This window comes from Burkholderia sp. EMB26 (assembly GCF_024730645.1).
Classification (GTDB): Bacteria; Pseudomonadota; Gammaproteobacteria; order Burkholderiales; family Burkholderiaceae; genus Burkholderia; species Burkholderia cenocepacia.
The window spans coordinates 1034126-1058464 of record NZ_CP078070.1 but is presented as its reverse complement, the minus strand read 5'-3'; the positions used below and the strand labels follow the sequence as shown (position 1 = coordinate 1058464).

General features: G+C 65.7%; 25 protein-coding genes and 5 tRNA genes. 16 read left to right on the top strand and 14 right to left on the bottom strand.

Annotation, left to right across the window (positions count from 1 at the left end; genetic code table 11):
* Window positions 1-3: 3 nt before the first annotated feature.
* Both KU887_RS05010 and KU887_RS05005 read right to left on the bottom strand, forming a co-directional pair.
* Window positions 4-1131 carry an exonuclease domain-containing protein gene (locus KU887_RS05010; protein ID WP_006496574.1) on the bottom strand — a complete coding sequence of 376 codons (1128 nt, stop codon included), beginning with the start codon at window positions 1129-1131 and terminating at the stop codon, window positions 4-6.
* A gap of 141 nt (window positions 1132-1272) precedes the next feature.
* Window positions 1273-1476: a cold-shock protein gene (locus KU887_RS05005; RefSeq protein ID WP_006476615.1), complete on the bottom strand. Its 204-nt coding sequence runs from the start codon at window positions 1474-1476 to the stop codon at window positions 1273-1275.
* 393 nt (window positions 1477-1869) lie between these two features.
* Here KU887_RS05005 and KU887_RS05000 point away from each other — a divergent pair, with 393 nt between their 5' ends.
* Together KU887_RS05000 and KU887_RS04995 are read left to right on the top strand one after the other, a co-directional pair.
* Complete coding sequence (locus KU887_RS05000) at window positions 1870-2136, top strand: hypothetical protein (RefSeq protein WP_006486644.1); 267 nt, start codon at window positions 1870-1872, stop codon at window positions 2134-2136.
* Window positions 2137-2637: 501 nt separating this feature from the next.
* Window positions 2638-3789, top strand: a complete 1152-nt coding sequence (locus KU887_RS04995; RefSeq protein WP_006486676.1) for a porin — start codon at window positions 2638-2640, stop codon at window positions 3787-3789.
* A gap of 82 nt (window positions 3790-3871) precedes the next feature.
* On the opposite strand, the gene greB is transcribed toward KU887_RS04995, so the two are convergent.
* Window positions 3872-4435 (bottom strand): transcription elongation factor GreB, encoded by a 564-nt coding sequence (gene greB, locus KU887_RS04990; RefSeq protein ID WP_006486618.1) that lies wholly within the window; start codon window positions 4433-4435, stop codon window positions 3872-3874.
* A gap of 129 nt (window positions 4436-4564) precedes the next feature.
* On the opposite strand from greB, the gene KU887_RS04985 reads away from it, so the two are divergent.
* From KU887_RS04985 to KU887_RS04975, 3 genes are all read left to right on the top strand, one after another.
* A tRNA-Arg gene (locus KU887_RS04985) sits at window positions 4565-4641 on the top strand.
* A 66-nt stretch (window positions 4642-4707) separates the two neighbouring features.
* Window positions 4708-4784: transfer RNA gene (locus KU887_RS04980), tRNA-Arg, on the top strand.
* A gap of 61 nt (window positions 4785-4845) precedes the next feature.
* A tRNA-Arg gene (locus tag KU887_RS04975) sits at window positions 4846-4922 on the top strand.
* 191 nt (window positions 4923-5113) lie between these two features.
* On the opposite strand, the gene KU887_RS04970 is transcribed toward KU887_RS04975, so the two are convergent.
* The 4 genes from KU887_RS04970 to KU887_RS04955 all read right to left on the bottom strand — a co-directional run bounded on the left by KU887_RS04970 (window position 5114) and on the right by KU887_RS04955 (window position 9420).
* The gene (locus KU887_RS04970) at window positions 5114-7480 is read right to left on the bottom strand and encodes a bifunctional (p)ppGpp synthetase/guanosine-3',5'-bis(diphosphate) 3'-pyrophosphohydrolase (protein ID WP_006496576.1); all 2367 of its coding nucleotides are present in this window, start codon (window positions 7478-7480) and stop codon (window positions 5114-5116) included.
* 63 nt (window positions 7481-7543) lie between these two features.
* A complete protein-coding gene (gene rpoZ / locus KU887_RS04965) occupies window positions 7544-7747 on the bottom strand; it encodes a DNA-directed RNA polymerase subunit omega (RefSeq protein WP_006025620.1) in 204 nt (67 codons plus the stop codon).
* 58 nt (window positions 7748-7805) lie between these two features.
* The gene (gmk, locus tag KU887_RS04960) at window positions 7806-8489 is read right to left on the bottom strand and encodes a guanylate kinase (protein WP_006486663.1); all 684 of its coding nucleotides are present in this window, start codon (window positions 8487-8489) and stop codon (window positions 7806-7808) included.
* Between the two features lie 7 nt (window positions 8490-8496).
* On the bottom strand, window positions 8497-9420 hold the full coding sequence (locus KU887_RS04955) for a YicC/YloC family endoribonuclease (protein WP_006486665.1): 924 nt from the start codon (window positions 9418-9420) through the stop codon (window positions 8497-8499).
* Window positions 9421-9595: 175 nt separating this feature from the next.
* Here KU887_RS04955 and rph point away from each other — a divergent pair, with 175 nt between their 5' ends.
* The 9 genes from rph (at window position 9596) to KU887_RS04910 (ending at window position 16084) form a co-directional block, all read left to right on the top strand.
* Window positions 9596-10336: a ribonuclease PH gene (rph, locus tag KU887_RS04950; protein WP_048985365.1), complete on the top strand. Its 741-nt coding sequence runs from the start codon at window positions 9596-9598 to the stop codon at window positions 10334-10336.
* Window positions 10329-10955 carry an RdgB/HAM1 family non-canonical purine NTP pyrophosphatase gene (rdgB, locus tag KU887_RS04945; protein WP_006496578.1) on the top strand — a complete coding sequence of 209 codons (627 nt, stop codon included), beginning with the start codon at window positions 10329-10331 and terminating at the stop codon, window positions 10953-10955. Before rph ends, rdgB begins: the two co-directional genes overlap by 8 nt.
* Before the next feature lie 34 nt (window positions 10956-10989).
* Window positions 10990-12204, top strand: coding sequence for a radical SAM family heme chaperone HemW (gene hemW, locus KU887_RS04940; RefSeq protein WP_111441513.1), 1215 nt, complete (start codon window positions 10990-10992; stop codon window positions 12202-12204).
* Between the two features lie 44 nt (window positions 12205-12248).
* Window positions 12249-12336 (top strand) — tRNA-Ser (locus KU887_RS04935).
* A gap of 141 nt (window positions 12337-12477) precedes the next feature.
* Entirely contained in the window at window positions 12478-12873 is a 396-nt protein-coding gene (locus KU887_RS04930) for a hypothetical protein (protein WP_006486642.1), read from the top strand.
* A gap of 230 nt (window positions 12874-13103) precedes the next feature.
* The gene (locus KU887_RS04925) at window positions 13104-13397 is read left to right on the top strand and encodes a hypothetical protein (protein WP_258254872.1); all 294 of its coding nucleotides are present in this window, start codon (window positions 13104-13106) and stop codon (window positions 13395-13397) included.
* 297 nt (window positions 13398-13694) lie between these two features.
* A complete protein-coding gene (locus tag KU887_RS04920) occupies window positions 13695-14186 on the top strand; it encodes an energy transducer TonB (protein WP_006486614.1) in 492 nt (163 codons plus the stop codon).
* A 305-nt stretch (window positions 14187-14491) separates the two neighbouring features.
* The gene (locus KU887_RS04915; RefSeq protein WP_006486616.1) at window positions 14492-15802 is read left to right on the top strand and encodes an MFS transporter; all 1311 of its coding nucleotides are present in this window, start codon (window positions 14492-14494) and stop codon (window positions 15800-15802) included.
* A 102-nt stretch (window positions 15803-15904) separates the two neighbouring features.
* Entirely contained in the window at window positions 15905-16084 is a 180-nt protein-coding gene (locus KU887_RS04910) for a hypothetical protein (protein ID WP_006486620.1), read from the top strand.
* 16 nt (window positions 16085-16100) lie between these two features.
* Here KU887_RS04910 and waaC read toward each other — a convergent pair whose 3' ends face one another.
* Entirely contained in the window at window positions 16101-17096 is a 996-nt protein-coding gene (gene waaC / locus KU887_RS04905) for a lipopolysaccharide heptosyltransferase I (RefSeq protein ID WP_034201852.1), read from the bottom strand.
* Between the two features lie 191 nt (window positions 17097-17287).
* Here waaC and KU887_RS04900 point away from each other — a divergent pair, with 191 nt between their 5' ends.
* Entirely contained in the window at window positions 17288-18835 is a 1548-nt protein-coding gene (locus tag KU887_RS04900; protein ID WP_258254870.1) for a chloride channel protein, read from the top strand.
* A gap of 116 nt (window positions 18836-18951) precedes the next feature.
* Here KU887_RS04900 and KU887_RS04895 read toward each other — a convergent pair whose 3' ends face one another.
* From KU887_RS04895 to KU887_RS04875, 5 genes are all read right to left on the bottom strand, one after another.
* Window positions 18952-19353 (bottom strand): YXWGXW repeat-containing protein, encoded by a 402-nt coding sequence (locus KU887_RS04895; protein ID WP_006486632.1) that lies wholly within the window; start codon window positions 19351-19353, stop codon window positions 18952-18954.
* Between the two features lie 161 nt (window positions 19354-19514).
* Entirely contained in the window at window positions 19515-19769 is a 255-nt protein-coding gene (minE, locus tag KU887_RS04890; protein WP_006486661.1) for a cell division topological specificity factor MinE, read from the bottom strand.
* A gap of 12 nt (window positions 19770-19781) precedes the next feature.
* On the bottom strand, window positions 19782-20597 hold the full coding sequence (gene minD / locus KU887_RS04885) for a septum site-determining protein MinD (protein WP_006486674.1): 816 nt from the start codon (window positions 20595-20597) through the stop codon (window positions 19782-19784).
* 59 nt (window positions 20598-20656) lie between these two features.
* Entirely contained in the window at window positions 20657-21442 is a 786-nt protein-coding gene (minC, locus tag KU887_RS04880; RefSeq protein ID WP_006496586.1) for a septum site-determining protein MinC, read from the bottom strand.
* A gap of 168 nt (window positions 21443-21610) precedes the next feature.
* Window positions 21611-22234: a GNAT family N-acetyltransferase gene (locus tag KU887_RS04875; RefSeq protein ID WP_226244688.1), complete on the bottom strand. Its 624-nt coding sequence runs from the start codon at window positions 22232-22234 to the stop codon at window positions 21611-21613.
* 556 nt (window positions 22235-22790) lie between these two features.
* On the opposite strand from KU887_RS04875, the gene KU887_RS04870 reads away from it, so the two are divergent.
* Window positions 22791-23951: an alkane 1-monooxygenase gene (locus KU887_RS04870; RefSeq protein ID WP_006496590.1), complete on the top strand. Its 1161-nt coding sequence runs from the start codon at window positions 22791-22793 to the stop codon at window positions 23949-23951.
* A gap of 234 nt (window positions 23952-24185) precedes the next feature.
* Here KU887_RS04870 and KU887_RS04865 read toward each other — a convergent pair.
* Window positions 24186-24276 (bottom strand) — tRNA-Ser (locus KU887_RS04865).
* Between the last annotated feature and the right edge of the window lie 63 nt (window positions 24277-24339).

The window sequence follows — 24339 nt, the reverse complement described above, 5'->3', positions numbered from 1 at the left end:
CGCTCAATCCGCCGGCGTGAGCGCCATGAGCGGAATCACCTGCAGGCCGCGCGCGAGATGCGTCTGCAGCAGGCGATGGGTGAAGGGTTCGAACACACTGGCCGCCGCGTCGGCCACGAGCCGCGCGGCCGCATCGAGCGATTCCGCCGAACCGAGATAGCACCAGCCGTCGATCACATGAAACAGGCGGCGCTCGCCGTTCGCCTCGAACGCGACGGCGCCTTCGAACGGCCAGGGCGCGCCACCCGCGCGGGTAGCGTCGGCCGTGGGGCGCCGGTTGTACGACGGGCGCAACCGGGCAATCCATTGCGCTTCGGCGAGCATCGCCCCCAGCTCGTTGCCGGTCTCGCGCCATTCGACACGGCGCACCTGCTGCGCCAGCCGCATTTCCTTCGACGACCGGCGTTCGCCGGTCAACAGCGCGCGCAGCCGCTGCCGCACGCGCACGCTGCGGCCGACATACAGCGCTTCGTCACGCTCCCCGAACAACGCATACGCGCCGCACCCTGCCGGCGCGGTATCCAGCCACGCCTCGGTCAGATCGCCGCCCAGACGGAAGTGACGCGTCGTCCGCGCGATCTGGTCGCGCAGCCGCTCGAGCGGCACGATCTCGTGCAACTGGCGCCAGAACTGCCAGAGCAGGTCGGCATCGGCCAGCGCTCGGTGGCGCGCGGCCGGAACGAGCCCATGCCGTTCGATCAGCGCATCGAGCCCGTGCCGCGATTCGCGCGGAAACAGCGCGCGCGACAGCCGCACCGTGCAGAGCACATCGGGATTGAAGGCCAGCCCGGCGCGCTCGAACTCGGCGCGCAGGAAACCTCGGTCGAAGCTCGCGTTGTGCGCGACGAACAGCTTCCCGTCGAGCCGCTCGAACAACGCCGGCGCGAGCGACGCGAACGTCGGCGCGTCGCGCACCATCGCGTCCGAGATGCCCGTCAGTTGCTGGATGAACGGCGGGATCGCCTGCCCCGGATTGACGAGACTCGTCCACGTCGACACGCCGAGCGGTCCGATTTCGACCACGCCGATTTCGGTGATGCGGTGGTCGGCGGACGAGCCGCCGGTGGTTTCGAGGTCGACGAAGACGAGCGGCTGTTCGCTGGCGGGATCGGACGGACGGGAATCGGACATGAAAAGACGGGGAAACGATGCTTCCGTGAGTATGCACCGGCGGGCGTACTCGCGGCCAGCCCGGACCGGCTGGTTCCGTCCCCGGAAAACAAAAAGCCCCCGCGATGCGGGGGCCGGACGTGATCGGCGATGCGTGGCGCGTCAGACCGCCTGGATATTCGCTGCCTGCTTGCCTTTCGGGCCGACCTTGACGTCGAACGAGACACGCTGGTTTTCCTTCAGCGTCTTGAAGCCGTCCATCCGGATTTCGGAAAAGTGCGCAAACAAATCTTCACCGCCATTGTCCGACGTAATAAAGCCAAAACCTTTAGCATCGTTAAACCATTTCACGATACCGGTATCCATGTCTTCGTTCCCCACTCGATAAGATCAAAAAAGCTATTTTTATAGCCGTTACCCGAAATCCCGAAACATTGCGCCAGCACCCGCACCTGCACGCCGCCCGAGGACGGAGTGCTGACTTTATAAATTGGACAATCCGGGTGCGTCAAGAAAATTTTTGGCGACCGTTTTATCGAAAAGACGCTAATAGCACTGGAATCGGTACACCATCGCCTTTGATTAATTGATTCGCATCAAAAACCTGTCAATATTACCGGGACCGGATCGCCAATAATCCGGGGCGTGAAATTCCTACCGGGGACAAATCGATTCGGTAAAATCCTCGGGTTTTTTCCGGGTTGCAGAAATGCGGGGACGTTGCGATCCTGAATCAACACCGGAAGGAAGGAGAGGGTCATGTGGCTGGACGGAATCAAGCGCTTCGCGAGCCGGCTCGGACGCGTACGTCGCAAGTCCCGCGCCCTGGCCGAGTCCGCGCGCGAAGCGCCGTGCGACACCGAATTCGATATGACGTGGCACGGCGATCACTGGCAGAACCTGCTCGCATCGCCTCTCGATGCCCGTCACTACGTGATGGAAGACTGGACCTACACGCCGCCGCCGATCGAGGCAGAAGAAGCCGTGCCCGCGGGCAAGCGCAAGCGCCGCTCGTACACGCAGTAGCGCACCGGGCAGCAGGGCAAAAAAAAGCGCGACTGGGAAGTCGCGCCGACAAAGGTTTGGAGATCTTTTCCGTCAACGAAAAAGTCTGCTTCGGAAAGCAGAGATCGCAGTATAACGAGAGAACTACCTTTCATTATCCATGCTCCACACAAACCTCTATTGCCGATGTGTCAATAATCGCGCTATAGCTGCCGCCGCCCGTTGCTGACCGTCTGTCGCAATCGCGCAACGCCCGTTACGTAGTCCTGAGTTCCATTTCATTTCGCTGCACTGCGACAAACCCTTGCGGAGCAACCGTTTGCGCGCTTTTTTCGATTTTTGCGGATTCCAAAATACATTGTTTCTTAAAGTGTGAGCCGTCCCCGCTTCGCGCCCTCCGTACACTGCACATGGCTTTCTGATAAGCGCACCGCCGTTCTGCGGGACCGGCTACAGCGTCAAGCAAAACGCGGCCAGTCCGCCGCAGGTTCGATCGACATCATCCTGTTTGGAGACAGATCCATGAAAAAAACCCTGATCGTCACCGCGTTGTCGGGTGTATTCGTTACCGCAGCCCATGCTCAAAGCAGCGTTACGCTGTACGGCCTGATCGACGCAGGCATCACCTATACGAACAATCAGGGCGGCCACAGCTCGTGGTCCGAACGCAGCGGCCAGATCAACGGGAGCCGCTGGGGTCTGCGCGGCACGGAAGATCTCGGCGGCGGCCTGAAAGCGATCTTCGTGCTGGAAAACGGCTTCAACATCGCCAACGGCACGCTCGGCCAGAATGGCCGCGAGTTCGGCCGCCAGGCATTCGTCGGCCTGTCGCAGGAGCAGTTCGGCGCCATCACCCTCGGTCGCCAATACGATAGCGTCGTCGACTATATCGGCCCGCTGTCGCTGACCGGCACGCAATTCGGCGGCACCCAGTTTGCCCACCCGTTCGACAACGACAACCTGAACAATTCGTTCCGGATCAACAACGCCGTCAAATATACGAGCGTCAATTTCGGCGGGCTGAAGTTCGGCGCGTTGTACGGCTTCTCGAACAGCAGCCAGTTCTCGAACAACCGTGCATACAGCGCGGGGGTGTCGTACACCTACGCCGGCTTCAATATCGGCGCCGGCTATCTGCAGTTGAACAACGACATCTCGGGGCTCACGTCGGCCGCGGTCACCAACGGCGCCGGCGCGGTGGCAGGCGACAACACGTTCGTCGGCAAGCGTCAGCGCGTGTTCGGCGGTGGCCTGAACTACACGTTCGGTCCGGCAACGGCCGGCTTCGTCTTCACGCAATCGCGCGTGAACCGGGCGCTCGGCATCTCTGCCGGTGCGTCGGGCGTGTCGACCGGCCTGGGTCTCAACGGCACGTTTGCCCGCTTCAACAACTACGAAGTGAACGCGCGCTACGCGCTCACGCCGGCGTTGTCGCTGGCCGGGTCGTACACGTACACCGCGGGCTTCCTGGACGGCCGTCATCCGGGCTGGAATCAATTCAACCTGCAGACCGACTATGCGCTGTCCAAGCGGACCGACGTGTATGTGCAAGGCGTGTATCAGCGCGTCAGCACGGACGGCCTGGGCATCGGCGCCTATGTCAATGGCCTCGGTGGCGCTTCGTCGAGCAACAAGCAGATCGCCGTGACCGCCGGCCTGCGTCACCGTTTCTGAGCGACCGGCACCGCACCGTACACCGGAACGGAAAAGCGCCCCGTCGGGGCGCTTTTTCTTTGCCGCGCCGCACCGCCGACGCTCAGGCGTCGCCCCGTGCCGGATACCGGACGTCGAGTATGTCGATCGGCTGGGGGCCCGCCGGCGTCATCAGCGTGACGGTATCGCCGATCTTCGCCTTGATCAGCGCACGCGCGACCGGCGAAATCCAGCTGACGCAGCCGCGGTCGAGATCGACCTCGTCGATCCCGACGATCGTCACCGTATGATCCTCGCCGTCCGGCGTCTCGTAATCGACCGTCGCGCCGAAAAACACCTGGTCGACATTCTCCTGGCGGCTCGCGTCGACGACTTCCGCGAGGTCGAGCCGCTTCGTCAGGAAGCGGATGCGGCGATCGATCTCGCGAAGCCGCCGCTTGCCGTAGATGTAGTCGCCGTTCTCCGACCGGTCACCGTTCGATGCGGCCCACGACACGAGCCGCACGACTTCGGGACGCTCGACGTCGATCAGGTTCAGCAGCTCGTCCCTCAGCCGCTTGTGGCCGGCCGGCGTGATGTAGTTCTTCGCGCCCGCCGGAATCGCGGGTTGAGCCGGGTCGAGATCGTCGTCGTCACCGTCCGACTCTTTGACAAACGCCTTGTTCATGATGCAGATTCAACGTGGATGACTGATCCCCCCAAGGGTACACGAAGGGGGCCGGCCAAGGTCATGCACCCTAATTCGCGAATAAGGCTTCCCTTTTTATACGACTCTGCTATACTTCCGCTTCTGCGTGCGGCTGTAGCTCAGTTGGATAGAGTACTTGGCTACGAACCAAGGGGTCGTGGGTTCGAATCCTGCCAGCCGCGCCACTTTTTCGAGGGCCTTCCCAACCGAAGGCCCTTTCAGTTCGAAGCAGTAGAAGTTTGTTGTTGCGTGCGGCTGTAGCTCAGTTGGATAGAGTACTTGGCTACGAACCAAGGGGTCGTGGGTTCGAATCCTGCCAGCCGCGCCACTTTTTTGGGGGCCTTCCCATCGCAGAAGGTTCCGACAGTTGAAGCAGTACCGTTTTGCGTGCGGCTGTAGCTCAGTTGGATAGAGTACTTGGCTACGAACCAAGGGGTCGTGGGTTCGAATCCTGCCAGCCGCGCCACCTTAAAAGGGCTTTCCTCCGGGAAAGCCCTTTTTCTTTTTGCGCCCCCTCCTTCGTTCGCGCCATCATCCGCACGCCTTGGGCAAAGCGCCGGCAACGTCGCGCGCGCTTTCGCCGGCCCCAATGAAAACGGCGGCCATCGGCCGCCGTCCGTCGATCAACGCATTCACCCGCGAGGGTGCGCGTCAGCGTCAGTAATCCTGCCGCTCGCGCTCGATTCGCATCCCGCCGTCATGGCGCGCATGCGCACCGTCGTCGGTCGAGCGCTCGCGCATGATCCGCATCACGTCCGGATTGGTTCTCACGCGCCGCATCACGTTCGCGAGGTGCACGCGGTCGCTGACCTGGATCACGAAGCGCAGCACCGTCGATTCGTGCGTCAGATCCTCGTCCATCGCAATATGGACGATGTTCGCGTCGGCCGACGTGATGTCCGCGGCGACGCGCGCGAAGATGCCCTTCGTATTCTTCACGAGCGCCTTCACCGCGACATCGAACAGACGGCCCGGCTGCGGCGCCCATTCGACGTCGATCCAGCGGCCCGGATCGCGGCGATGGATGCGCTGCGCGACCCGGCAATCCGTCGTATGAATCGCCATGCCCAGACCGATGCCGATGTAACCCATGATCGCATCACCCGGAATCGGCCGGCAGCATGCGGACAACTGCACGGACATCCCTTCGGTGCCGGTGATCACGACCGGCGGCGCATGATGCGCGGGATGCCGCTCGGACTTCGGCAGATCGTCGTCCGCATCGCGGCCGCTCATCAGCACCTCGATGCGCTTGGCCATCACCGCGGCGACGCGACGGCCGAGACCGATATCCGCGAAGATTTCCTGACGGCTCTTGTTGCCCGTCCACTGCACGAGCTTCTCCCACACTTCCGGCTCGACGTCGGCCAGCGCGAGACCATAGCCCTTCAGGCTCTGGTCGACGAGCCGCTCGCCCAGTTGCACGGACTCGTTCAGGCGCATCGTCTTCAGGTAGTGACGGATCGCCGAGCGCGCCTTGCCGGTACGCACGAAGCCCAGCCACGCGGGGTTCGGCTTCGAATACGGCGCGGTGATCACCTCGACGATGTCGCCGCTCTTCAGCTCGGTGCGCAACGGCAGCAGCTCGTTGTTGATCTTCACGGCCACGCACTGGTTGCCGAGATCGCTGTGGATCGAATACGCGAAATCGAGCGCCGTCGCGCCGCGCGGCAGCGCCATGATCTTCGACTTCGGCGTGAACACGTAGACCGCATCGGGGAACAGGTCGATCTTCACGTGCTCGAGGAATTCGCTCGAATCGCCAGCCTCGCTCTGGATGTCGAGCAGCGACTTCAGCCACTGGTGCGCGCGCTTCTGCACGTCGCTGAGATCCGCGCTGCCGTTCTTGTACAGCCAGTGCGCGGCGACCCCCGCCTCGGCGATCTCGTGCATCTTGCGCGTACGCACCTGGAACTCGATCGGCGCGCCGAACGGGCCGACGAGCGTCGTGTGCAGCGACTGATAGCCGTTGATCTTCGGGATCGCGATGTAATCCTTGAACTTGCCGGGCACCGGCTTGTACAGCGCATGCAGCGCGCCGATGCACGTGTAGCAGTCGAGCGGGCTGTCGACGACGACACGGAAGCCGTACACGTCGAGCACCTGCGAGAACGACAACTGCTTGTCGCGCATCTTGCGATAGACGCTGTAGATGGTTTTCTCGCGGCCGGTGATCTCAGCGTCGATCTTCGCGTCGGCCATCGCGCGCTGCGCGGCCTCGAGGATCTTGCTGATCACTTCGCGGCGATTGCCGCGCGCGGCCTTCACGGCTTTCTCGAGCGTCGCGTAGCGATGCGGGTTGAAGTTCGCGAAGCTCATGTCCTGCAGCTCGCGATACGTGTTGTTCAAGCCGAGCCGGTGCGCGATCGGTGCGTAGATGTCGAGCGTTTCCCGCGCGACGCGGCGGCGCTTTTCCATCGGCACCGCGCCGAGCGTACGCATGTTGTGCAGGCGATCGGCGAGCTTGACGAGAATGACGCGCACGTCGCGCGCCATCGCGAGCAGCATCTTGCGGAAGTTTTCCGCCTGCGCTTCCTCGCGGCTGCGGAATTCCATCTTGTCGAGCTTCGACAGGCCGTCGACCAGCTCGGCGACCTTCGGGCCGAATCGCTCGGCCAGCTCGTTCTTGGTCACGCCCTGGTCTTCCATCACGTCGTGCAGCAACGCGGCCATCACGGCCTGCGCGTCGAGCTTCCAGCCGGCGCAGATTTCCGCGACGGCGACGGGATGGGTGATGTAGGGCTCGCCGCTCTGGCGATATTGACCGAGGTGGGCTTCGTCGCTGAAGTGGAACGCCGCCTTGACCTCTTTGATTTCGTCCGGACCGAGATACTCGGCAAGCGCGGCGGTCAGTTTCGCGATCGAAACGACGCCGTGCTTGCGCGGCTGCTCCGGCGTGGCGGTCGGCCCGAACAGATGCCGGAAGGACTGTTCGAGGACCGCGTCGATGTACTGGCGCGCAGGCGACTGGGCCGTGGCTTCGGTGGTCGAATCCGCGGAGGCGGACGATGGGGTGGTGCTCATATTCGCCTCCAGGTCGAGTCGTTGCGCGCGTGGACTACATGGCTGGAACGGGCCGGATGCGCGTTACACCGGCACCTTCTTCAGCATCTCGACGCCGACCTGGCCGGCAGCGATTTCGCGCAGCGCGACGACGGTCGGCTTGTCGCGGCTTTCGATTTTCGGCGTATGGCCTTGCGCGAGCTGCCGCGCGCGATAGGTGGCGGCGAGCGCCAGTTCGAAGCGGTTCGGGATTTGCTTCAGGCAGTCTTCGACGGTAATGCGAGCCATGTTGGTAATTCCTTCTGAATATAGTCCTTATTCTACCTTATGTCCCTCGTGCCCCGCGTCATTCCGCGTGGGGCAGATGGACGCCGAGGTCGATGAACAGCTCCGTGTGTCGCGCGTACTGCGAAGCAAAACGCAGGCGCGTCGCCGCGACGATGCATTCGAGTTCCGCGAGCGCACGCTCGAAATTCTCGTTGATCACCACGTATTCCGCTTCCGACGCGTGCGCGATCTCGCTGCCGGCGGCCAGCAGGCGTCGCGTGATCACGTTCGGTTCATCCTGGCCGCGCTTCTTCAGGCGCTCCTCGAGGGCGTCGAGCGACGGCGGCAGGATGAAGATGCCGACCGCGTTGCGGAACTGCTTCTTCACCTGCAACGCACCCTGCCAGTCGATTTCGAGCAGCACGTCGTGACCGTTCTTCATCTGCTCTTCGATCCAGACGCGCGACGTGCCGTAGTAGTTGCCGTGCACTTCCGCGCTCTCGAGGAATTCGTGCGCCGCGTGACGCGCGCGGAAATCCTCGACGGTCGTGAAGTGGTAGTGCTGGCCGTCCTGCTCGCCCGGGCGCGGCTTGCGCGTCGTGTACGAGATCGACAGGCAGATGTCGCTGTCCTTCGACAGCAGCGCGTTCACGAGCGTCGACTTGCCGGCGCCCGACGGCGCGACGACCATGAACAGGTTGCCGGGATAGACGCCGCCATGCAGCGAATGCGACGCGTGGCCGTCGCGGTTAAGGTCGGTCATGTTGCTGTTACTCCAGGTTTTGCACTTGCTCGCGCATCTGCTCGATCAGCAGCTTCAGCGCCATCGACGCATCGGCGAGTTCCTTCGCCGCCGCCTTCGAGCCGAGCGTGTTCGCTTCGCGATTCAGTTCCTGCATCATGAAGTCGAGACGCTTGCCGACGCGGCCGCCCTTCTCGATCACGTGACGCGTTTCGTTCAGGTGCGCGGTGAGCCGCGACAGCTCTTCCGCGATGTCGATCCGGATCCCGTACATCGTCACTTCCTGACGGATGCGCTCCGCGGCTTCCTCGCGCGTGACGACCGTCGAGCCGCCTTCCGGCGCCGCGAGGCCGAGCGCTTCCTGCAGCCGCTCGACGATCTTCTGCTGATGCTTCGCGATCAGCTCCGGCACGAGCGGCGTGATGCGCGCGACGATCGCCTCCATCTCGGTAACGTTCGACAGCAGCATCGTCGCCAGTTGCGCGCCTTCGCGCGAACGCACGACGACGAGCTCGCCGATCGCTTCCTTGCCGCAGGCGAGCACCGCGTCGCGGATCGCTTCCGCGGACACGCCGCTCTCGGCGAGCACGCCGGGCCAGCGCAGGATTTCGCCCGCGCGCAGGCGGCCGACGCCCGGGAACGAATCGAGCACCGCGCGCTCGAGCTCGGCAAGCTGGCCGAGCGCCGACTGGTTCAGCGCGCCCGCGCCGATGCTCTGCTCGCCGCGCTGCAGGTTGATGCGCACGTCGACCTTGCCGCGCGACAGCTTGTTCATCAGCATTTCGCGCAGCGCGGGTTCGCACGCGCGCACGTCGTCCGGCATCCGGAAATTGAGATCGAGGAAGCGCGAGTTCACGGTGCGCAGTTCGACCGACACGCTGGTGCCGCCGTTGCCGGTGGCCGTCACGAGTTCGCGCGTCGCGCTCGCGTAGCCCGTCATGCTGTAGATCATGGTTCGTCTCGCCGTCTGGTGCCCTCGCGGGCGGGGGGGATATGTCGAGGCGCCCGGCGCGTCGGAAAGCGCGGGGCGGCAAGCGCGCATTATCCCATTTTTGCGGACCACCCCGCCGGGCGCGCCCGCCGTTCGGCGCTAAAATCGGGGTTTCCTCTTCTTCCGCGATTTCCCCATGACGTCTTCCGTTTCCCGCCCGAGCGGCCGCCGCGCCGACGAACTGCGCAAGGTCGCCCTCACGCGCCACTACACGAAACACGCCGAAGGCTCCGTGCTGGTCGAATTCGGCGACACCAAGGTGCTCTGCACCGCGAGCGTCGCCGAGCGCGTGCCCGAATTCCTGCGCGAGCGCGGGCAAGGCTGGCTGACCGCCGAATACGGGATGCTGCCGCGCGCGACCCACACGCGCAGCGACCGTGAAGCCGCGCGCGGCAAGCAGACGGGCCGCACCCAGGAAATTCAGCGCCTGATCGGCCGCGCGCTGCGCGCGGTGTTCGATCTCGAGGCGCTCGGCCCGCGCACCATCCACATCGACTGCGACGTGATCCAGGCCGACGGCGGCACGCGCACGGCCAGCATCACCGGCGCGTTCGTCGCTGCGCACGACGCCGTGTCGACGCTCATCGCGGCCGGCAAGCTCACGCGCTCGCCGATCACCGATCACGTCGCCGCGATTTCGGTCGGCGTGTACGAAGGCGCACCGGTGCTCGACCTCGACTACGCGGAAGATTCGCGCTGCGACACCGACATGAACGTCGTGATGACGGGCGCGGGCGGCTTCGTCGAAGTCCAGGGCACGGCCGAAGGCGTGCCGTTCTCGCGCGCCGAGATGAATGCGCTGCTCGACCTCGCGCAGGGCGGGATCGCCGAGCTCGTGCGGTTGCAGAAAGACGTCCTGGGTGCGAGCCATGCCTGACGACCGCACCGTCGCGCCGCTGTCGCGCATCGTTCTCGCGTCGAACAACCCGGGCAAGCTGCGCGAATTCACCGCGCTGTTCTCGACGGTCGGCATCGAGATCGTCCCGCAGGGCGACCTCGCGGTGCCCGAGGCGGAAGAGCCGTTCGGCACGTTCATCGAGAACGCGCTGACCAAGGCGCGACACGCGTCGCGGCTCACCGGGCTGCCGGCGATCGCCGACGATTCGGGCCTGTGCGTGCGCGTGCTGCGCGGCGCGCCGGGCGTCTATTCGGCCCGCTACGCGCAGCGCGCGGGCCGCGACAAGGGCGACGCGGCGAACAACGCGTATCTCGTCGAGCAACTGCGCGGCATCGACGACCGGCGCGCATACTACTGTTGCGTGCTCGCGCTCGTCCGCCATGCGGACGACCCGGAGCCGCTGTTCGCCGAAGGTCGCTGGGCCGGCGAGATCGTCGACACGCCGCGCGGCGAACACGGATTCGGCTACGACCCGTATTTCTATCTGCCGTCGCTCGGCGCGACGGCCGCCGAACTCGAGCCCGCCGTGAAGAACACGCACAGCCATCGCGCGCTGGCGCTGAAGGCGTTGCTCGCGCGGCTCGCGGAGGAAGCATGACCGTACCCGACACCCATTCGCTGCGGGAGGTCGCATGAGCCAGGCCGCGGAAACCGGCGCGCGCGTCGTCGCGACCTTCACGTCGCCCGGCCAGGTGCGCCTCACGTCGCTGCCGCCGCTCGCGCTGTACGTGCATTTCCCGTGGTGCGTGCGCAAGTGCCCGTACTGCGATTTCAACTCGCACGAATGGAAAGGCGAGCGGTTTCCGGAAACCGAGTATCTCGACGCGTTGCGCGCCGATCTCGAGCAGGCGCTGCCGCTCGTGTGGGGCCGGCAGGTGCATACCGTGTTCATCGGCGGCGGCACGCCGAGCCTGCTGTCGGCGGCCGGTCTCGACCGGATGCTGTCCGACGTGCGCGCGCTCTTGCCGCTCGATGCCGATGCCGAGATCACGCTCGAGGCGAATCCGGGCACATTCGAAGCCGCGAAGTTCGCGCAGTTCCGCGCAAGCGGCGTGAACCGCCTGTCGGTCGGCATCCAGAGCTTCAACGAGGGGCATTTGAAGGCGCTCGGCCGGATTCACGACACCGCGCAGGCACGCGCGGCCGTCGAGATCGCCGCGAAGAACTTCGACAACTTCAACCTCGACCTGATGTTCGCATTGCCGAACCAGACGCTCGACGAATGCCGCACCGACATCGAGACCGCGCTGTCGTTCGCGCCGCCGCACCTGTCGCTGTATCACCTGACGCTCGAGCCGAATACGTTGTTCGCGAAGTTCCCGCCGGTGGTCCCCGACGACGACGCGTCGGCCGACATGCAGGAATGGATCCATGCGCGCACGGCCGAAGCCGGCTACGGGCGCTACGAAGTGTCCGCGTACGCGAAGCCGAATCATCAGTGCAAGCACAACCTGAATTACTGGCGCTTCGGCGACTATCTCGGCATCGGCGCGGGCGCCCATACGAAGCTGTCGTTCCCGAACCGGATCCTGCGGCAGGCACGCTACAAGCATCCGGCGACCTTCATCGAGCAGGCGAAGGCCGGCGCGGCCGTGCAGGAAGAGCGTGAAGTCGGCGCGCGCGACCTGCCGTTCGAATTCATGCTGAACACGCTGCGGCTCGTCGAGGGCTTCCCCGTGCACAGCTTCGCGGAACGCACCGGCCTGCCGATGAGCACGATCGAGCCGGCGCTGAAGGAAGCGGAGCGGCGCGGACTGATCACGCGCGATTTCACGCGAATCGCGCCGACGCCGCTTGGCCAGCGTTTCCTCAACGACCTGCAGGAATTGTTCCTGCGCGACGACTGAACGAATGAACGAGGCGGCATTTCGGTTACAATGCCGCCTCGTGTGGAAGCGTGGCCGAGCGGTTTAAGGCACTGGTCTTGAAAACCAGCGACGGGAAACTGTCCGTGAGTTCGAATCTCACCGCTTCCGCCAGGAAGTTCGCCGAACCCCGTCCATTCGCAGAATGACGGGGTTTTTGTTTGTCCGCGCGCGTGCGCCCCGCACTTCCCGACGCGCCCCGCCGGATGCCGTTACAATCCGGCGCTCCGATTCGCGAAACGGGAAATCCACGTCATGAAGCCCTTCCTCGTCTCGTCGCTCGTCGCCGTGCTGGCCGCCGCCAGCATGCATGCAGCGGCCGACACCGCCTCCGGCAGCGACGCGCAGGCGTCGTGCGCGATCGCGTACGTGACCGGCGTCGGCGGCTCGCCGCGCGGCCTGAGCGAATACCTCGCGAGCCCGTCGCCCTACAACTACCTGAAGGACAACGACCTCCAGTGCAAGGTCGGCGACGACGGACGCACGTCGAACTGCACCGGCGTGACCTATCTGCGCAACGAACAGGTCAGCGTGTACGACGATTCCGATCCCGCGACGCTGACCGTCGTGGCGCGCGTGGAGCTCGATCATGGCCAGAAATACCCGGTGATCATCGTCGTGCAGCGCAAGAACGCGCGCTGCAAACAATGACGCAGCGCGGCGCGCGAACCCGTCCATCGGAACGGCACGCGCGTTCGTGCCGAACCTCGCGCGGCATCTGAGCCACGGGCCCGGCAGCGGCCCGTCGTTGCGTCGCACCGCGCCGGACGCCTCCCGGCCCGCCCCGCCATCGCCTAGAATTCGTTCAACACGGCGACACGAACGCCGCCGCGTATTCGATGCCGCACGCGCCACCCTGCGCGCGGCACGCGGAGATCGCCATGACCGACCTGTCGAGCGCGACGAAACCCGTCGATTACGAAGGCTTCGAGATCCATGTCGTGCCGGCCGCGATGCCCGGCAGCGACACGCGCTATACCTACACCGGCTACGTGTGCCATCCGGGCGTGAATCCCGCGCTGCCCGGCCATGCGGTGCCGTTCCACGCGGACGGCGAGGAAAGCTTCGCGAGCCTCGACGAGGCCACCCGCGAAGCCGTGCACATCGGCAAGAGCATCATCGACGGCACGCATCCCGACCTGTCGGTACTGTCGCTCGTCACGCACGGCTTCTGAGCCGGCCGGCATCGCTTGCCAGCGTGCGCGCGGCAAGCCGAGGTTGCCGCATCAGATGACCGCGTCGCCCGGCCGGACGAACGCTGCACGCCATCGCTTTCAATCTTCCAACAGGCGCGTCCACCGCGCACGCTGTCACCTGTCGCGTCACATCGCGATGTGCAAGGTACGACGCGGCACCCGGCCGTCATCATCAGCAATAGCAGCGACCGGTCCCGCGCGTTATGCGTTTCTCCCCATATCGCCGCGCGCCGGTACGCCTATCATTTTTTTATCGTCCCTCCTGGCCATCACCTCATGCGCCCCCTTCTCCGTCCGCGCGTCGCGCGGCTTCGTGTTGCGACGCTGGCCGTCGTCGCGCTGCTTGCCGCGTGCACGATCACGCCGCCCTCGTCGCTACGCTCGGTCCTGACGATTCCGTCGGTCACCCGCAGCGGCAGCCTCGACCAGTATCGCGTCGAGGTTGCCCATCGTGTCGCCGAACGCAATCCGTCCGGCATGCTGCACGGCACACCGCAGGCGATGCTGCGTTCGCTCGTCGTCGTCGCCTTCACCGTCGATGGCAGCGGCCGCGTGGTGAACGCATCCGTCTACCGCAGCAACGGCGACAGCGAAGCGGAAGCGCTCGCGCTCGCGTCGCTGCGCCGCTCGGCACCGCTGCCGGCCCCGCCGTCGCGGCTGCTCGACGGCAACGGCCGGCTCGAACTGATGGAAGGCTGGCTCTTCAACGACGACGGCCACTTCCAGCTGCAAAGCACCGCCTCCGCGCAGGCGCAATCGATCGATTGACGCGCCGCCGCAGCCCGATTGCCGGTGAGCGGCGGCGCTGGCTATAATTTTCCGCACTCGCGCGGCCATCACGCCGCGCGTGCGTTCGCGCGCCCCACCCGGCAAGCGAGCCGACCACGCCGGCACCGGGCGGCGGCGACGTACCCGTCTCCATCGTCGACCGGCGGGTGACGTCCGCGCCACGGCGCGCGTCCACGCCGCCACCGCGTCATCCGCATCATCCTCTGCTCGGCTGCACCCGGCAGGCCGTCGCCTGCCCGAACGCACGCTCAGCCGACCGCCCCAACGACAAAACGGAGACATCCATGTCCGCATCCCCCCCGGCCGTTGCACACGCAACCGGTTCGGCCGGCGCCGTCAGCCACCGGCGCATCGTGTTCGCGAGCTTCATCGGCACCGCGATCGAGTTCTACGACTTCTACGTGTACGCGACGGCCGCCGCGCTCGTCATCGGCCCCGTGTTCTTCCCGCACGGCTCCGCGACGGCGCAGGCGCTGTCCGCATTCGTCACGTTCGGCATCGCGTTCATCGCACGCCCGATCGGCTCGTTCCTGTTCGGGCACTTCGGCGACCGTATCGGCCGCAAGTCGACGCTCGTCGCATCGCTGCTCGTGATGGGCGTGTCCACCACCGCAATCGGCTTCGTGCCCGGCTACGACGCGATCGGCGCGCTCGCGCCGGTGCTGCTGTGCGTGCTGCGCTTCGGTCAGGGGATCGGCCTGGGCGGCGAATGGGGCGGCGCGGCGCTGCTCGCGACCGAGCATGCGCCGCAGGGCAAGCGCGGCTGGTTCGGGATGTTCCCGCAACTGGGGCCGTCGGTCGGCTTCCTGATGTCGAACGGCCTGTTCTTCGCGCTCGCGCTGTCGCTGTCCGACGAGCAGTTCCGCAGCTGGGGCTGGCGCATTCCGTTCCTCGTCAGCGCGGTGCTCGTCGCGCTCGGGCTGTACGTGCGGCTCAAGATCACCGAAACGCCCGCGTTCCAGGCGGCCCTCGAGCGCAACGAGCGCGTGCGCGTGCCGGTCGCGACGCTCGTCACGCAGCACTGGCAGCCGACGCTGCTCGGTGCGCTCGCGATGGTCGTCTGCTACACGCTGTTCTACATCTCGACGGTGTTCTCGCTGTCGTACGGCGTGTCGGCGCTGCATATTCCGCGCCAGAGCTTCCTCGGCCTGCTGTGTTTCGCGGTCGTCTTCATGGGGCTCGCGACGCCGCTGTCCGCATGGGCGTCGGACCGCTTCGGCCGCAAGCCGGTACTGGTCGTCGGCGCGATCGCCGCACTGCTGTCGGGTTTCGCGATGGAGCCGCTGCTCGGCAGCGGGTCGATGCCGCTCGTCGCGCTGTTCCTGACGATCGAGCTGTTCCTGATGGGCGTGACGTTCGCACCGATGGGCGCGCTGCTGCCGGAATTGTTCCCGACCAACGTCCGCTATACGGGCGCGGGCGTCGCGTACAACCTCGGCGGGATTCTCGGCGCGTCGATTGCACCGTATATCGCGCAACTGCTGGCTGCGCGCGGCGGCCTGTCGTGGGTCGGCGGTTACGTGTCGGTCGCGGCGGCGATCAGCCTGATCGGCGTACTGCTGATGCGCGAAACGCGCGACGCGTCGCTCGTCTGACCCTCCGGGGCGATCCGGGTTGCAGGGCGGCGGGCGATGCCTATACTCGATCCTGGGCGCGTCGTCGCGCGCCCGGTCCCGCCCCGACAAGGAGCCGCCGCGATGAATATCCGCCTCGCCAATGCCGACCTCGTCCTGATCCTCGCGCTCGCGCTGGGTGGCGCGTTGCTGCTCGCGCTGCGGTTCCGGCCAAAGACCTGGCGCGGCCTCGTGTTCGAGGCGCTGCTGGCGAATCTGGCGGCGATCGCCGCCGTCGTCACGGTCGAGGCGCTGCTGGCGTAACTCCGCCCGGCAGCCGTCAGGCTACCGCCCGCACCGGCAACACGTCGTAGACCGGTCCCACGGTATCGATTGCCTTCATCGCGTCGTCCACGCTCGGCGCGGCGCCGGACTCACCGATCGACAGCGCGTGCGGTGCGCCGCCGATGCCGAAGTGGGCGCGCGAGGTGGCCACGAAAATCATCACCGTCGGACGCCGCAGCGCGTGCGACAGATGCACCATCCCCGTATCAACACCGATGACCAGCGCCGCCCGGCTCATCGTCGCGGCGAGTTCGCCCAGCGACATGGCCGGCAGCACGACCGCGCCAGGCGCCTGCATCGCGATCTCCTGCGCGTCGCGATGCTCGGACGACGAGCCCCATGGCAGCAGCACGCGCAAGCCGCGCGCCATCATCCGGGTAGCCAGTTCAACCCAATGGCCGGTCGGCCATTTCTTGTCGGAATTCGACGTCGCGTGGAACAGCAGCATGAACGGCGCACCCTCGGTAACTGCGGGCGGCAACGTGACGTCGGGCGGTTCGATCCCGTACGAGGCGATACCCTCGGGCGCATAGCCGAGCGCTTCGCCCGCGCTGATGCGCATGCCGTGCCACGCATCGCATGCAGGCTTCGGGCCAAAACGATGCGAATACGCGAAACGCGCCCCTGTCTCGCCAAGATCCGGGGTCCGGTAACCGACGCGGCGCCCGGCGCGCGCCAGCGCCGCAATGATCGCGCTCTTGTAGACGCCGTGCAGATCGATGACCGCGTCGTAGCGGTGCGCACGCAGCGCACCGATCGAGGCCGAGATCGCCTTCAGGTCGCCGGCGTTGCGCATTTTCTTGAAGCGACGCAGCGGCGCGCACAGGACGGTGCTCACTCCCGGATGCCAGCGCACGATCTCCGCACACGATTCGTCCACGGCCCAGTCGACCGACACGCCGGGAAAGGCGCGATGCAGGTCGGCGACGACGGGCAGCGTCTCGACGACGTCGCCGAGCGACGTCACTTTTACGATAAGAATGCGTTTCACGATGTGCGGGTATTCCTGACTGGCCATTCGGCATGCTAACGACGGTTGCGGTGCGCATACATTACGTCAACATTACATTTGCAACAAATTGCATCTCTTTTGTGAATTTTTGTCGCGCCTTGCGGGCGTTTGTCGTCCCCGCTGGCATCCGGTTCTTTTTATAATTCATTCTTTGCCTCCGGCCCGAGCCAATGCCGCGCCCCGCCCTTCCCTCGCTGTTCCCCGCCCTCACCCGCCGCTCGCTGCGAATCTGGCGCCAATATGGTGTTTTCTGGCTCGGCGCGATCGTCGTCGGCCTCGCCGCCGTACTGTACGCCCGGTTGATCGACTGGGGCTACGAGACTTTCCGCGCGATGCGCGATCACGCCGTCTGGCTGCCGCTGCTGCTGACGCCGGCGATCGCCGCGATGTCGGTGTGGGTCACGCGCCGTTTCTTCCGCGGCGCCGAGGGCAGCGGCATCCCGCAGGTGATCGCGACGCTGCATGCGCGCCCGAGCGCATTCGGCGCCCGGCTGCTGACGCTGCGCATCCTGTTCGGCAAGGTACTGATCTCGTTCCTCGGCATCCTCGGCGGCTTCACGATCGGTCGCGAAGGGCCGACCGTGCAGGTCGGCGCGGCGCTGATGTTCAACCTGCGGCGCTTCTACCCGCGCTCGAACGCGCAGATCGAACGCCAGCTGGTGCTGGCCGGCGCGGCGGCCGGGCTGTCGGCCGCATTCAATACGCCGCTCGCCGGCATCGTGTTCGCGATCGAGGAGCTGACCCGCAGCTTCTCCGCGCGCGCCAGCGGCGTATTGATCACCGCGATCATCCTCGCCGGCGTGGTCGCGCTCGGCCTGAACGGCAACTACACGTATTTCGGCACCATCGACACGGGCCTCCATTTCCCGAAACTGCTGGCGGTCGCGGTGCTGGTCACCGCGATCGTGACGGGCATCGCGGGCGGCCTGTTCTGCTGGCTGCTGCTCAACACGGGGCGTTGGCTGCCCGGGCAACTGCTGGGCCTGTATCGCGAGCGGCCGGTCACGTTCGCCGCGCTGTGCGGCTTCGCGATCGCCGTCGTGGGGCTCGTGTCCGGCGGCACGACGTTCGGCAGCGGCTACGCCGAAGCGCGCGGCCTGCTCGACGGCAGCCAGCAGTTGTCGGTGTTCTATCCGTTCCTGAAGATGGTGTCGATGGTCGCGTCGTACCTGCCGGGCATCCCGGGCGGGATCTTCGCGCCGTCGCTGTCGATCGGCGCCGGCTTCGGCAATCTGCTGCATGCGGTGTTCACCAACATGAGCCTGCCGATGCTGATCGCGCTCGCGATGGTCGGCTATCTGGCCGCCGTCACGCAGTCGCCGATCACGTCGTTCGTGATCGTGATGGAAATGATCAACGGTCATGCGCTGGTGATTTCGCTGATGGCGACCGCACTGGTATCGAGCCGCGTCTCGCGCTTTTTCGCGCCGCCGCTCTACGAAACGCTCGCGCAGCGCTATCTCGCGCCGCCCGTCCCGGCCGTCGCACCGGCCGCGGCAACCGCTGCGAGCAACGTGACCGATGTGACCGAACCCCAGGACGCGAACGCGGCCCCCGCCGATCCGCTCGACACGCTGCGCGACGAAGATGGCAGCGAGCCGGCCGCCGCTGCGGCAGCCGACAGCGCCGCGCATGCGCCGGCGCCGCACGATGCCGGACCGGCTGCGACCGACGCGAACGGTCCGGCGCAACAGCACGGCCCGCGCGACGCTCAATAGATCACGACGGGCGCCGGCCGGTAGTAGACCGGCCGCGCCGGCACGACGATGCACCCGGCCAGCGTGATCGCGACGAGCGCGATGGCAATTGCGGTTCTTTTCATCGCGCGCCTCCATCAGGCCCAGTGGCCACGCGTCCAGAACCAGTTCGGACCGCGCTGGTCCCAATGCCCCGGCACCCATTGCATGCCGACGCGCTCGGTTTCCCAGTGGCCGCCGATCCAGACATAGCGGCCATGATCCCAGCGCCAGTGTCCGCGCTCCCACACATAGCCCACGCGCATGGCCGGTACGACCTCGTAGCGCACGGGCGGCGGCGCATTCGGCGCGACGACGACGATTTCCTCGGTGCGCACGGCGACCGGCTCCGCGATCACCATGCGGCCCTGCGGCGCGACCACGGGCGTGCCGACGAGAATCTCGTCGGCCTGCGCGGCAAACGGGGCGACGACGGCCGACAGGCCCGCGGCGAACAGCGCGAGCGAAACGATACGACGGGAAACGGTAGGGACAGCCATCGGAACCTCCTGGTTGAACAAGTCACGCGAGCGTATTCGTTCAATGCGGGAAGGTCGATTACGGCCGACAGGCGCCGTGTTACGGCGTGCCCGAAAGTGCAACAGGGCGTAAGACGCGCACGGCGGCGGACGCCGCCGTGCGGAGGGGCACGCGCCAAGCGTCAGGCTTGCGGGATCTCGATCTTCACTTCGAGGACTTCGAGATCGTCCTGGCGCTCGAGGCTCACGCGGATGTCATCGTTCGAAATATGGACGTACTTCGAGATGACCGCGACCAGCTCTTTCTGCAGCGCCGGCAGGTAATCGGCCGGCGGCCGGCCGCCGACCCGCTCGTGCGCGATGATGAGCTGCAGGCGCTCCTTCGCGACCGATGCGGACTTCTTCTTCTCGCCGAGGAGAAACGAAAGGATGGACATGGGCGGCCTCCGTTACTTGCTGCCGAAGAGGCGCTGCAGCAGGCCCGGCTTCTGGTAATCGGTGAAGCGCAGCGGCTTGTCCTCGCCGAGGAAGCGCGAGACGACGTCCTTGTACGCTTCCGCGACGTCGGTGCCGTCGATATGCACGGCCGGCAGACCCTGGTTCGACGCGTGCAGCACGGCTTCCGACTCGGGCACCACGCCGATCAGCTTGATGCGCAGGATCTCGCTGATGTCCTCGAGCGACAGCATCTCGCCTTCGCTCACGCGCTTCGGGCTGTAACGCGTGATCAGCAGGTGTTCCTTGATCGGCTCCTTGCCTTCCGTCGCGCGTTTCGTCTTCGACGACAGGATGCCGAGAATGCGGTCCGAGTCGCGCACCGACGACACTTCCGGGTTCGTGACGATCAGCGCTTCATCGGCGAAGTACATCGCGTGCAGCGCGCCGGCCTCGATACCGGCCGGCGAATCGCAGACGATGTATTCGAAGTCCATCGCGACGAGGTCGTTCAGCACCTTCTCGACGCCGTCGCGCGTCAGCGCATCCTTGTCGCGCGTCTGCGACGCCGGCAGGATGAACAGGTTCTCGCACTTCTTGTCCTTGATCAGCGCCTGGTTCAGGTTCGCTTCGCCCTGGATCACGTTCACGAGGTCATACACGACGCGACGCTCGCAGCCCATGATGAGATCGAGGTTGCGCAGGCCGACGTCGAAGTCGATCACGGCCGTCTTGTGGCCGCGCAGCGCGAGACCCGACGCGAAGCTCGCGCTCGTCGTCGTCTTGCCCACGCCGCCCTTGCCCGAGGTCACCACGATGATTTTTGCCATTTACCCAATACCCTGTGTTCGTCAATGAGAGCCGACCGATCCGGAGCGCACCGCGTGAATCACGTCAGGCGCAGCGGTTCGATCATCAGTTTTTCCTCTTCGAGCCGGATCTGCACCGATTTGCCCAGTACGTCGGCGGGCAGCGGGTTCTCGGTCGTTCGATAGATACCCGCGATCGAAATCAGTTCCGGTTCGAGACACGTGCAGAAAATGCGCGCGTCGTGATTGCCGTGCACGCCCGCGAGGGCGCGGCCGCGCAACGGCGCGTAGATGTGGATATTGCCTTCCGCGATGATTTCCGCGCCGTGACTGACCGGCGCGAGCACCACGAGGTCTCCTTTCGCGTAAATCTGCTGCCCCGAACGCAACGGCCGATCGATCACCAGCGTCTGGCCACCGGCCTGCAAGAGCGTCGGCGCGGGATCCGACGACTGTTCGGGCGCCGCTGCGGCTGCCGGAGCGGCGGCGGCCTCGACGGCTGGCACAGCCGCCGGTTCCGCTTCGTCCGCAGGTTTCGCGGCCGGCGCGCGACGATCGCGCGCCTCCAGCAACGGCAGGCCGGCTTCCCCCGCCCAGCCCTGCGTTGCCAGTGCGACGACGCCCACCGGACGCATCCGCACGTCGTTCAGCATCTGGCGGATGTCCGCGAGCGCGACGCGTTCGCCGTCAGCCAGGCGGCGGACGTCGATCGCGACGACATCGTCGGCGAAAAACTCGGGAGTCGCTTCGAAGCGCTTGACCAGTTCGGTACGCAACGCATCGAGATCGGTCGTCTTCACGGTGAACAGCAACGTATCGACCGATCCGCTGCGCAGCTCGAAGAATGGCGATTTTTTAAGCGACATGGACACTCTGCAAAAAATTTTTGCGTATTTTACAGGCGTCCACGCGTGCGGCCATTATTTTTGGGACTCGGGGTCGCGCCGGCCCGGGCGGACGCGCGACCGGCAGGGGGCAGGCAGGCGGGCGACCGGGCTGTCATCGCGCCGCGCGGCTGGCGTTTCGCCGTCGCGTCAGTGCTTCACCTGCGATACGAACAGCGATTTCATCGCGCCGGGCATCCGGGCGATCGGCGCATGTTCGCCGGTGTTGCCGAAACCCGCGCGCTCGTAGAAGCGGATCGCGTTGCGGTTCGCATCGGCGATCCATGCGTAGACGTCGGTGGCGCCGCGCTCGGCGAGCCACGCGGTGGCCGTCTCCAGCAGCAGCACGCCGCCGCGCAGGTGACGCACCGCGTGCGCGACCCACAGTTCGCTGACGAACGCGCGCCGATCGGGCGTGTTGTCGAAATACGCGCCGATCATGCCGGCCGGATGGCCTTCGGTGTACAGCAGGAAAGTCGTCGACTCGTCGGACACGGCGCGCTGCGCGGCGATCGCCGACGCTGCGTCCGCTTCGACGGTCAGCAATTCGGCCTCCGGCGCTTCGCCGGGCGCGTAGGGCTCACGCAGCGATGCAGCGCGGAGTTCGCGATACACGCCGCCCTGATCGGCAGCGATACGACGAACGGTCAAGGTCGAACTCATGCAGGCACAGCCCCCTTCGGACAGCAAGCTATTAGCTTCAACCGAAAGCGGGGCATGAGTCAAATCGTAATTTTCAAATGGCGGCGCGGATCGAAAGGCAGCAAGTGTCATCAGCGACGACACGCGCCGATCGGTGTGCAGGTGCAGCATCGGTGCATCGACGCAGGCGGTCGGACGGTGAACGTGCCGCCCTCGCTTGGCGCATCGCCTCGTTCTCCTTGCCATGCATGGCCACCCGGTTTCAAGTCGCGCTGAATGGCCGCGCGGCGGCCGTAATGCTGCGTAATATAAGCAAACGAAAAACACGCTGTGCCAATCCTTTGTCACCGTCTTTATTGCGACGCAACATTTGTTGCAGCCCCATCACCCGGCATGCGTTCGCCGCGCGCCGGGCCATTCATCCGACGAACGCGACGCTCCGTGCGGGTCGATCCGCCCTCGCCTGCATGTTTCAATCGGCGCGTGTCGGCCCTTCCCGGCGCGCGGTGCGCGCACCCCGCCGTTTGGAGCGCCGCGCCTAGCGCCGGCGTTTGGCAAGCGCGCGCACCGGTCGTATAACAGGCAGAACCGGGCGACGATCCGGAGGCCGCCGCGCACGTCGCGGACCACGAGGATTCGAACAATCTTGCATGCGGCCGCCCGCGGGCCGGCCGACTGGAGGGAGACAATGGCAATGACCGACGAATCGGCTTCGGGCTGGTCGGATGGCAAGCGTTACCTGTGGCTGCTCGGCGCGCTGACGATCACGCTGCCGATCCTCGCTGCACAGCTCGCGCTGTCGACGGGCCTGCATGTGTTCTGGTGGTTCGGCCCGCTGTTCGCGTTCGGCGTGATCCCGATCCTCGACACGCTGATCGGCGACGATCGCGACAATCCGCCCGAGGCCGTCGTGCCGCATCTCGAACGCGAGCGCTATTACCGGTACATCGTCTATCTCGCGACCTTCGTCGAATACGTCGCGTTCTTCATGTGCGTGTGGATCGTCGGCACGCATGCGCTCGCGTGGTACGACTATGTCGGCTTCGCGCTGTCGCTCGGCGCCGCGACCGGGATCTCGATCAATACCGCGCACGAACTCGGGCACAAGACCGACCGCTTCGAACGCTGGCTCGCGAAGATCACGCTCGCGCCGGTCGCGTACGGCCACTTCTACGTCGAGCACAACCGCGGCCATCACGTGCGCGTCGCGACGGCCGAGGATCCGGCGAGCGCGCGCTACGGCGAGTCGTTCTGGGCGTTCCTGCCGCGCACGGTGACCGGCAGCATCCGCTCGGCGTGGCGGCTCGAAAAGGCGCGCCTCGAACGGCTCGGGCAATCGCCGTGGACCTGGCGCAACGAAGTGCTGCACGCGTGGGCGATGACCGCCGTCGTGTGGGGCATCGCGATCGCGATGGCCGGCAAGGTCGTGATTCCGTTCCTCGTGATCCAGGCCGTCTACGGCGCGTCGCTGCTCGAAGTCGTGAACTACGTCGAGCACTACGGGCTGGGCCGTCGCAAGCTGCCGAGCGGCCGCTACGAACGCTGCACGCCGCAGCATTCGTGGAACAGCAATCACGTCGTCACGAACCTGTTCCTGTACCAGTTGCAGCGACACGCCGACCATCACGCGAATCCGACGCGCTCGTACCAGGCGCTGCGCCACTTCGACGATGCGCCGCAATTGCCGGCCGGCTACGCGACGATGATCCTGTTCGCGTACGTGCCGCCGCTCTGGTATCGCGTGATGAACCCGCGCGTCGTCGCCCACTATCGCGGCGACATGGCGCAGTCGAACATCAAGCCGTCGATCCGCGACAGGGTGCTGGCGCAGTATCCGGCGGCGGCGTGATGGTTCTGTGAGGGCTGCGTAGAAACTGGTGGGCGCACCGGCTGCCGGTTTTGCACGCGTGCGCGGTGCGGCAGCCATGCAACGACTGTCAGGACTTCCGACGACCGGTTCGTCACGGGGCGATGGTGTTCATCATGCAGCCGGGCTGCATCGAAGATGCGACCCGATCCGGGCGCGCCGCCGGCCCAAAACGAAAAACCCCTTGATCCTGCCGGATCAAGGGGCTTCGTATTTTGGCGGAGAGGGTGGGATTCGAACCCACGGTACGGGGAAACCGTACGCCTGATTTCGAGTCAGGTACATTCGACCACTCTGCCACCTCTCCTTCCTTACTGCATTTCGCGGCTGGTCGTTTCCGCGAGAAAAAGATTATAAGACGATCACTTCG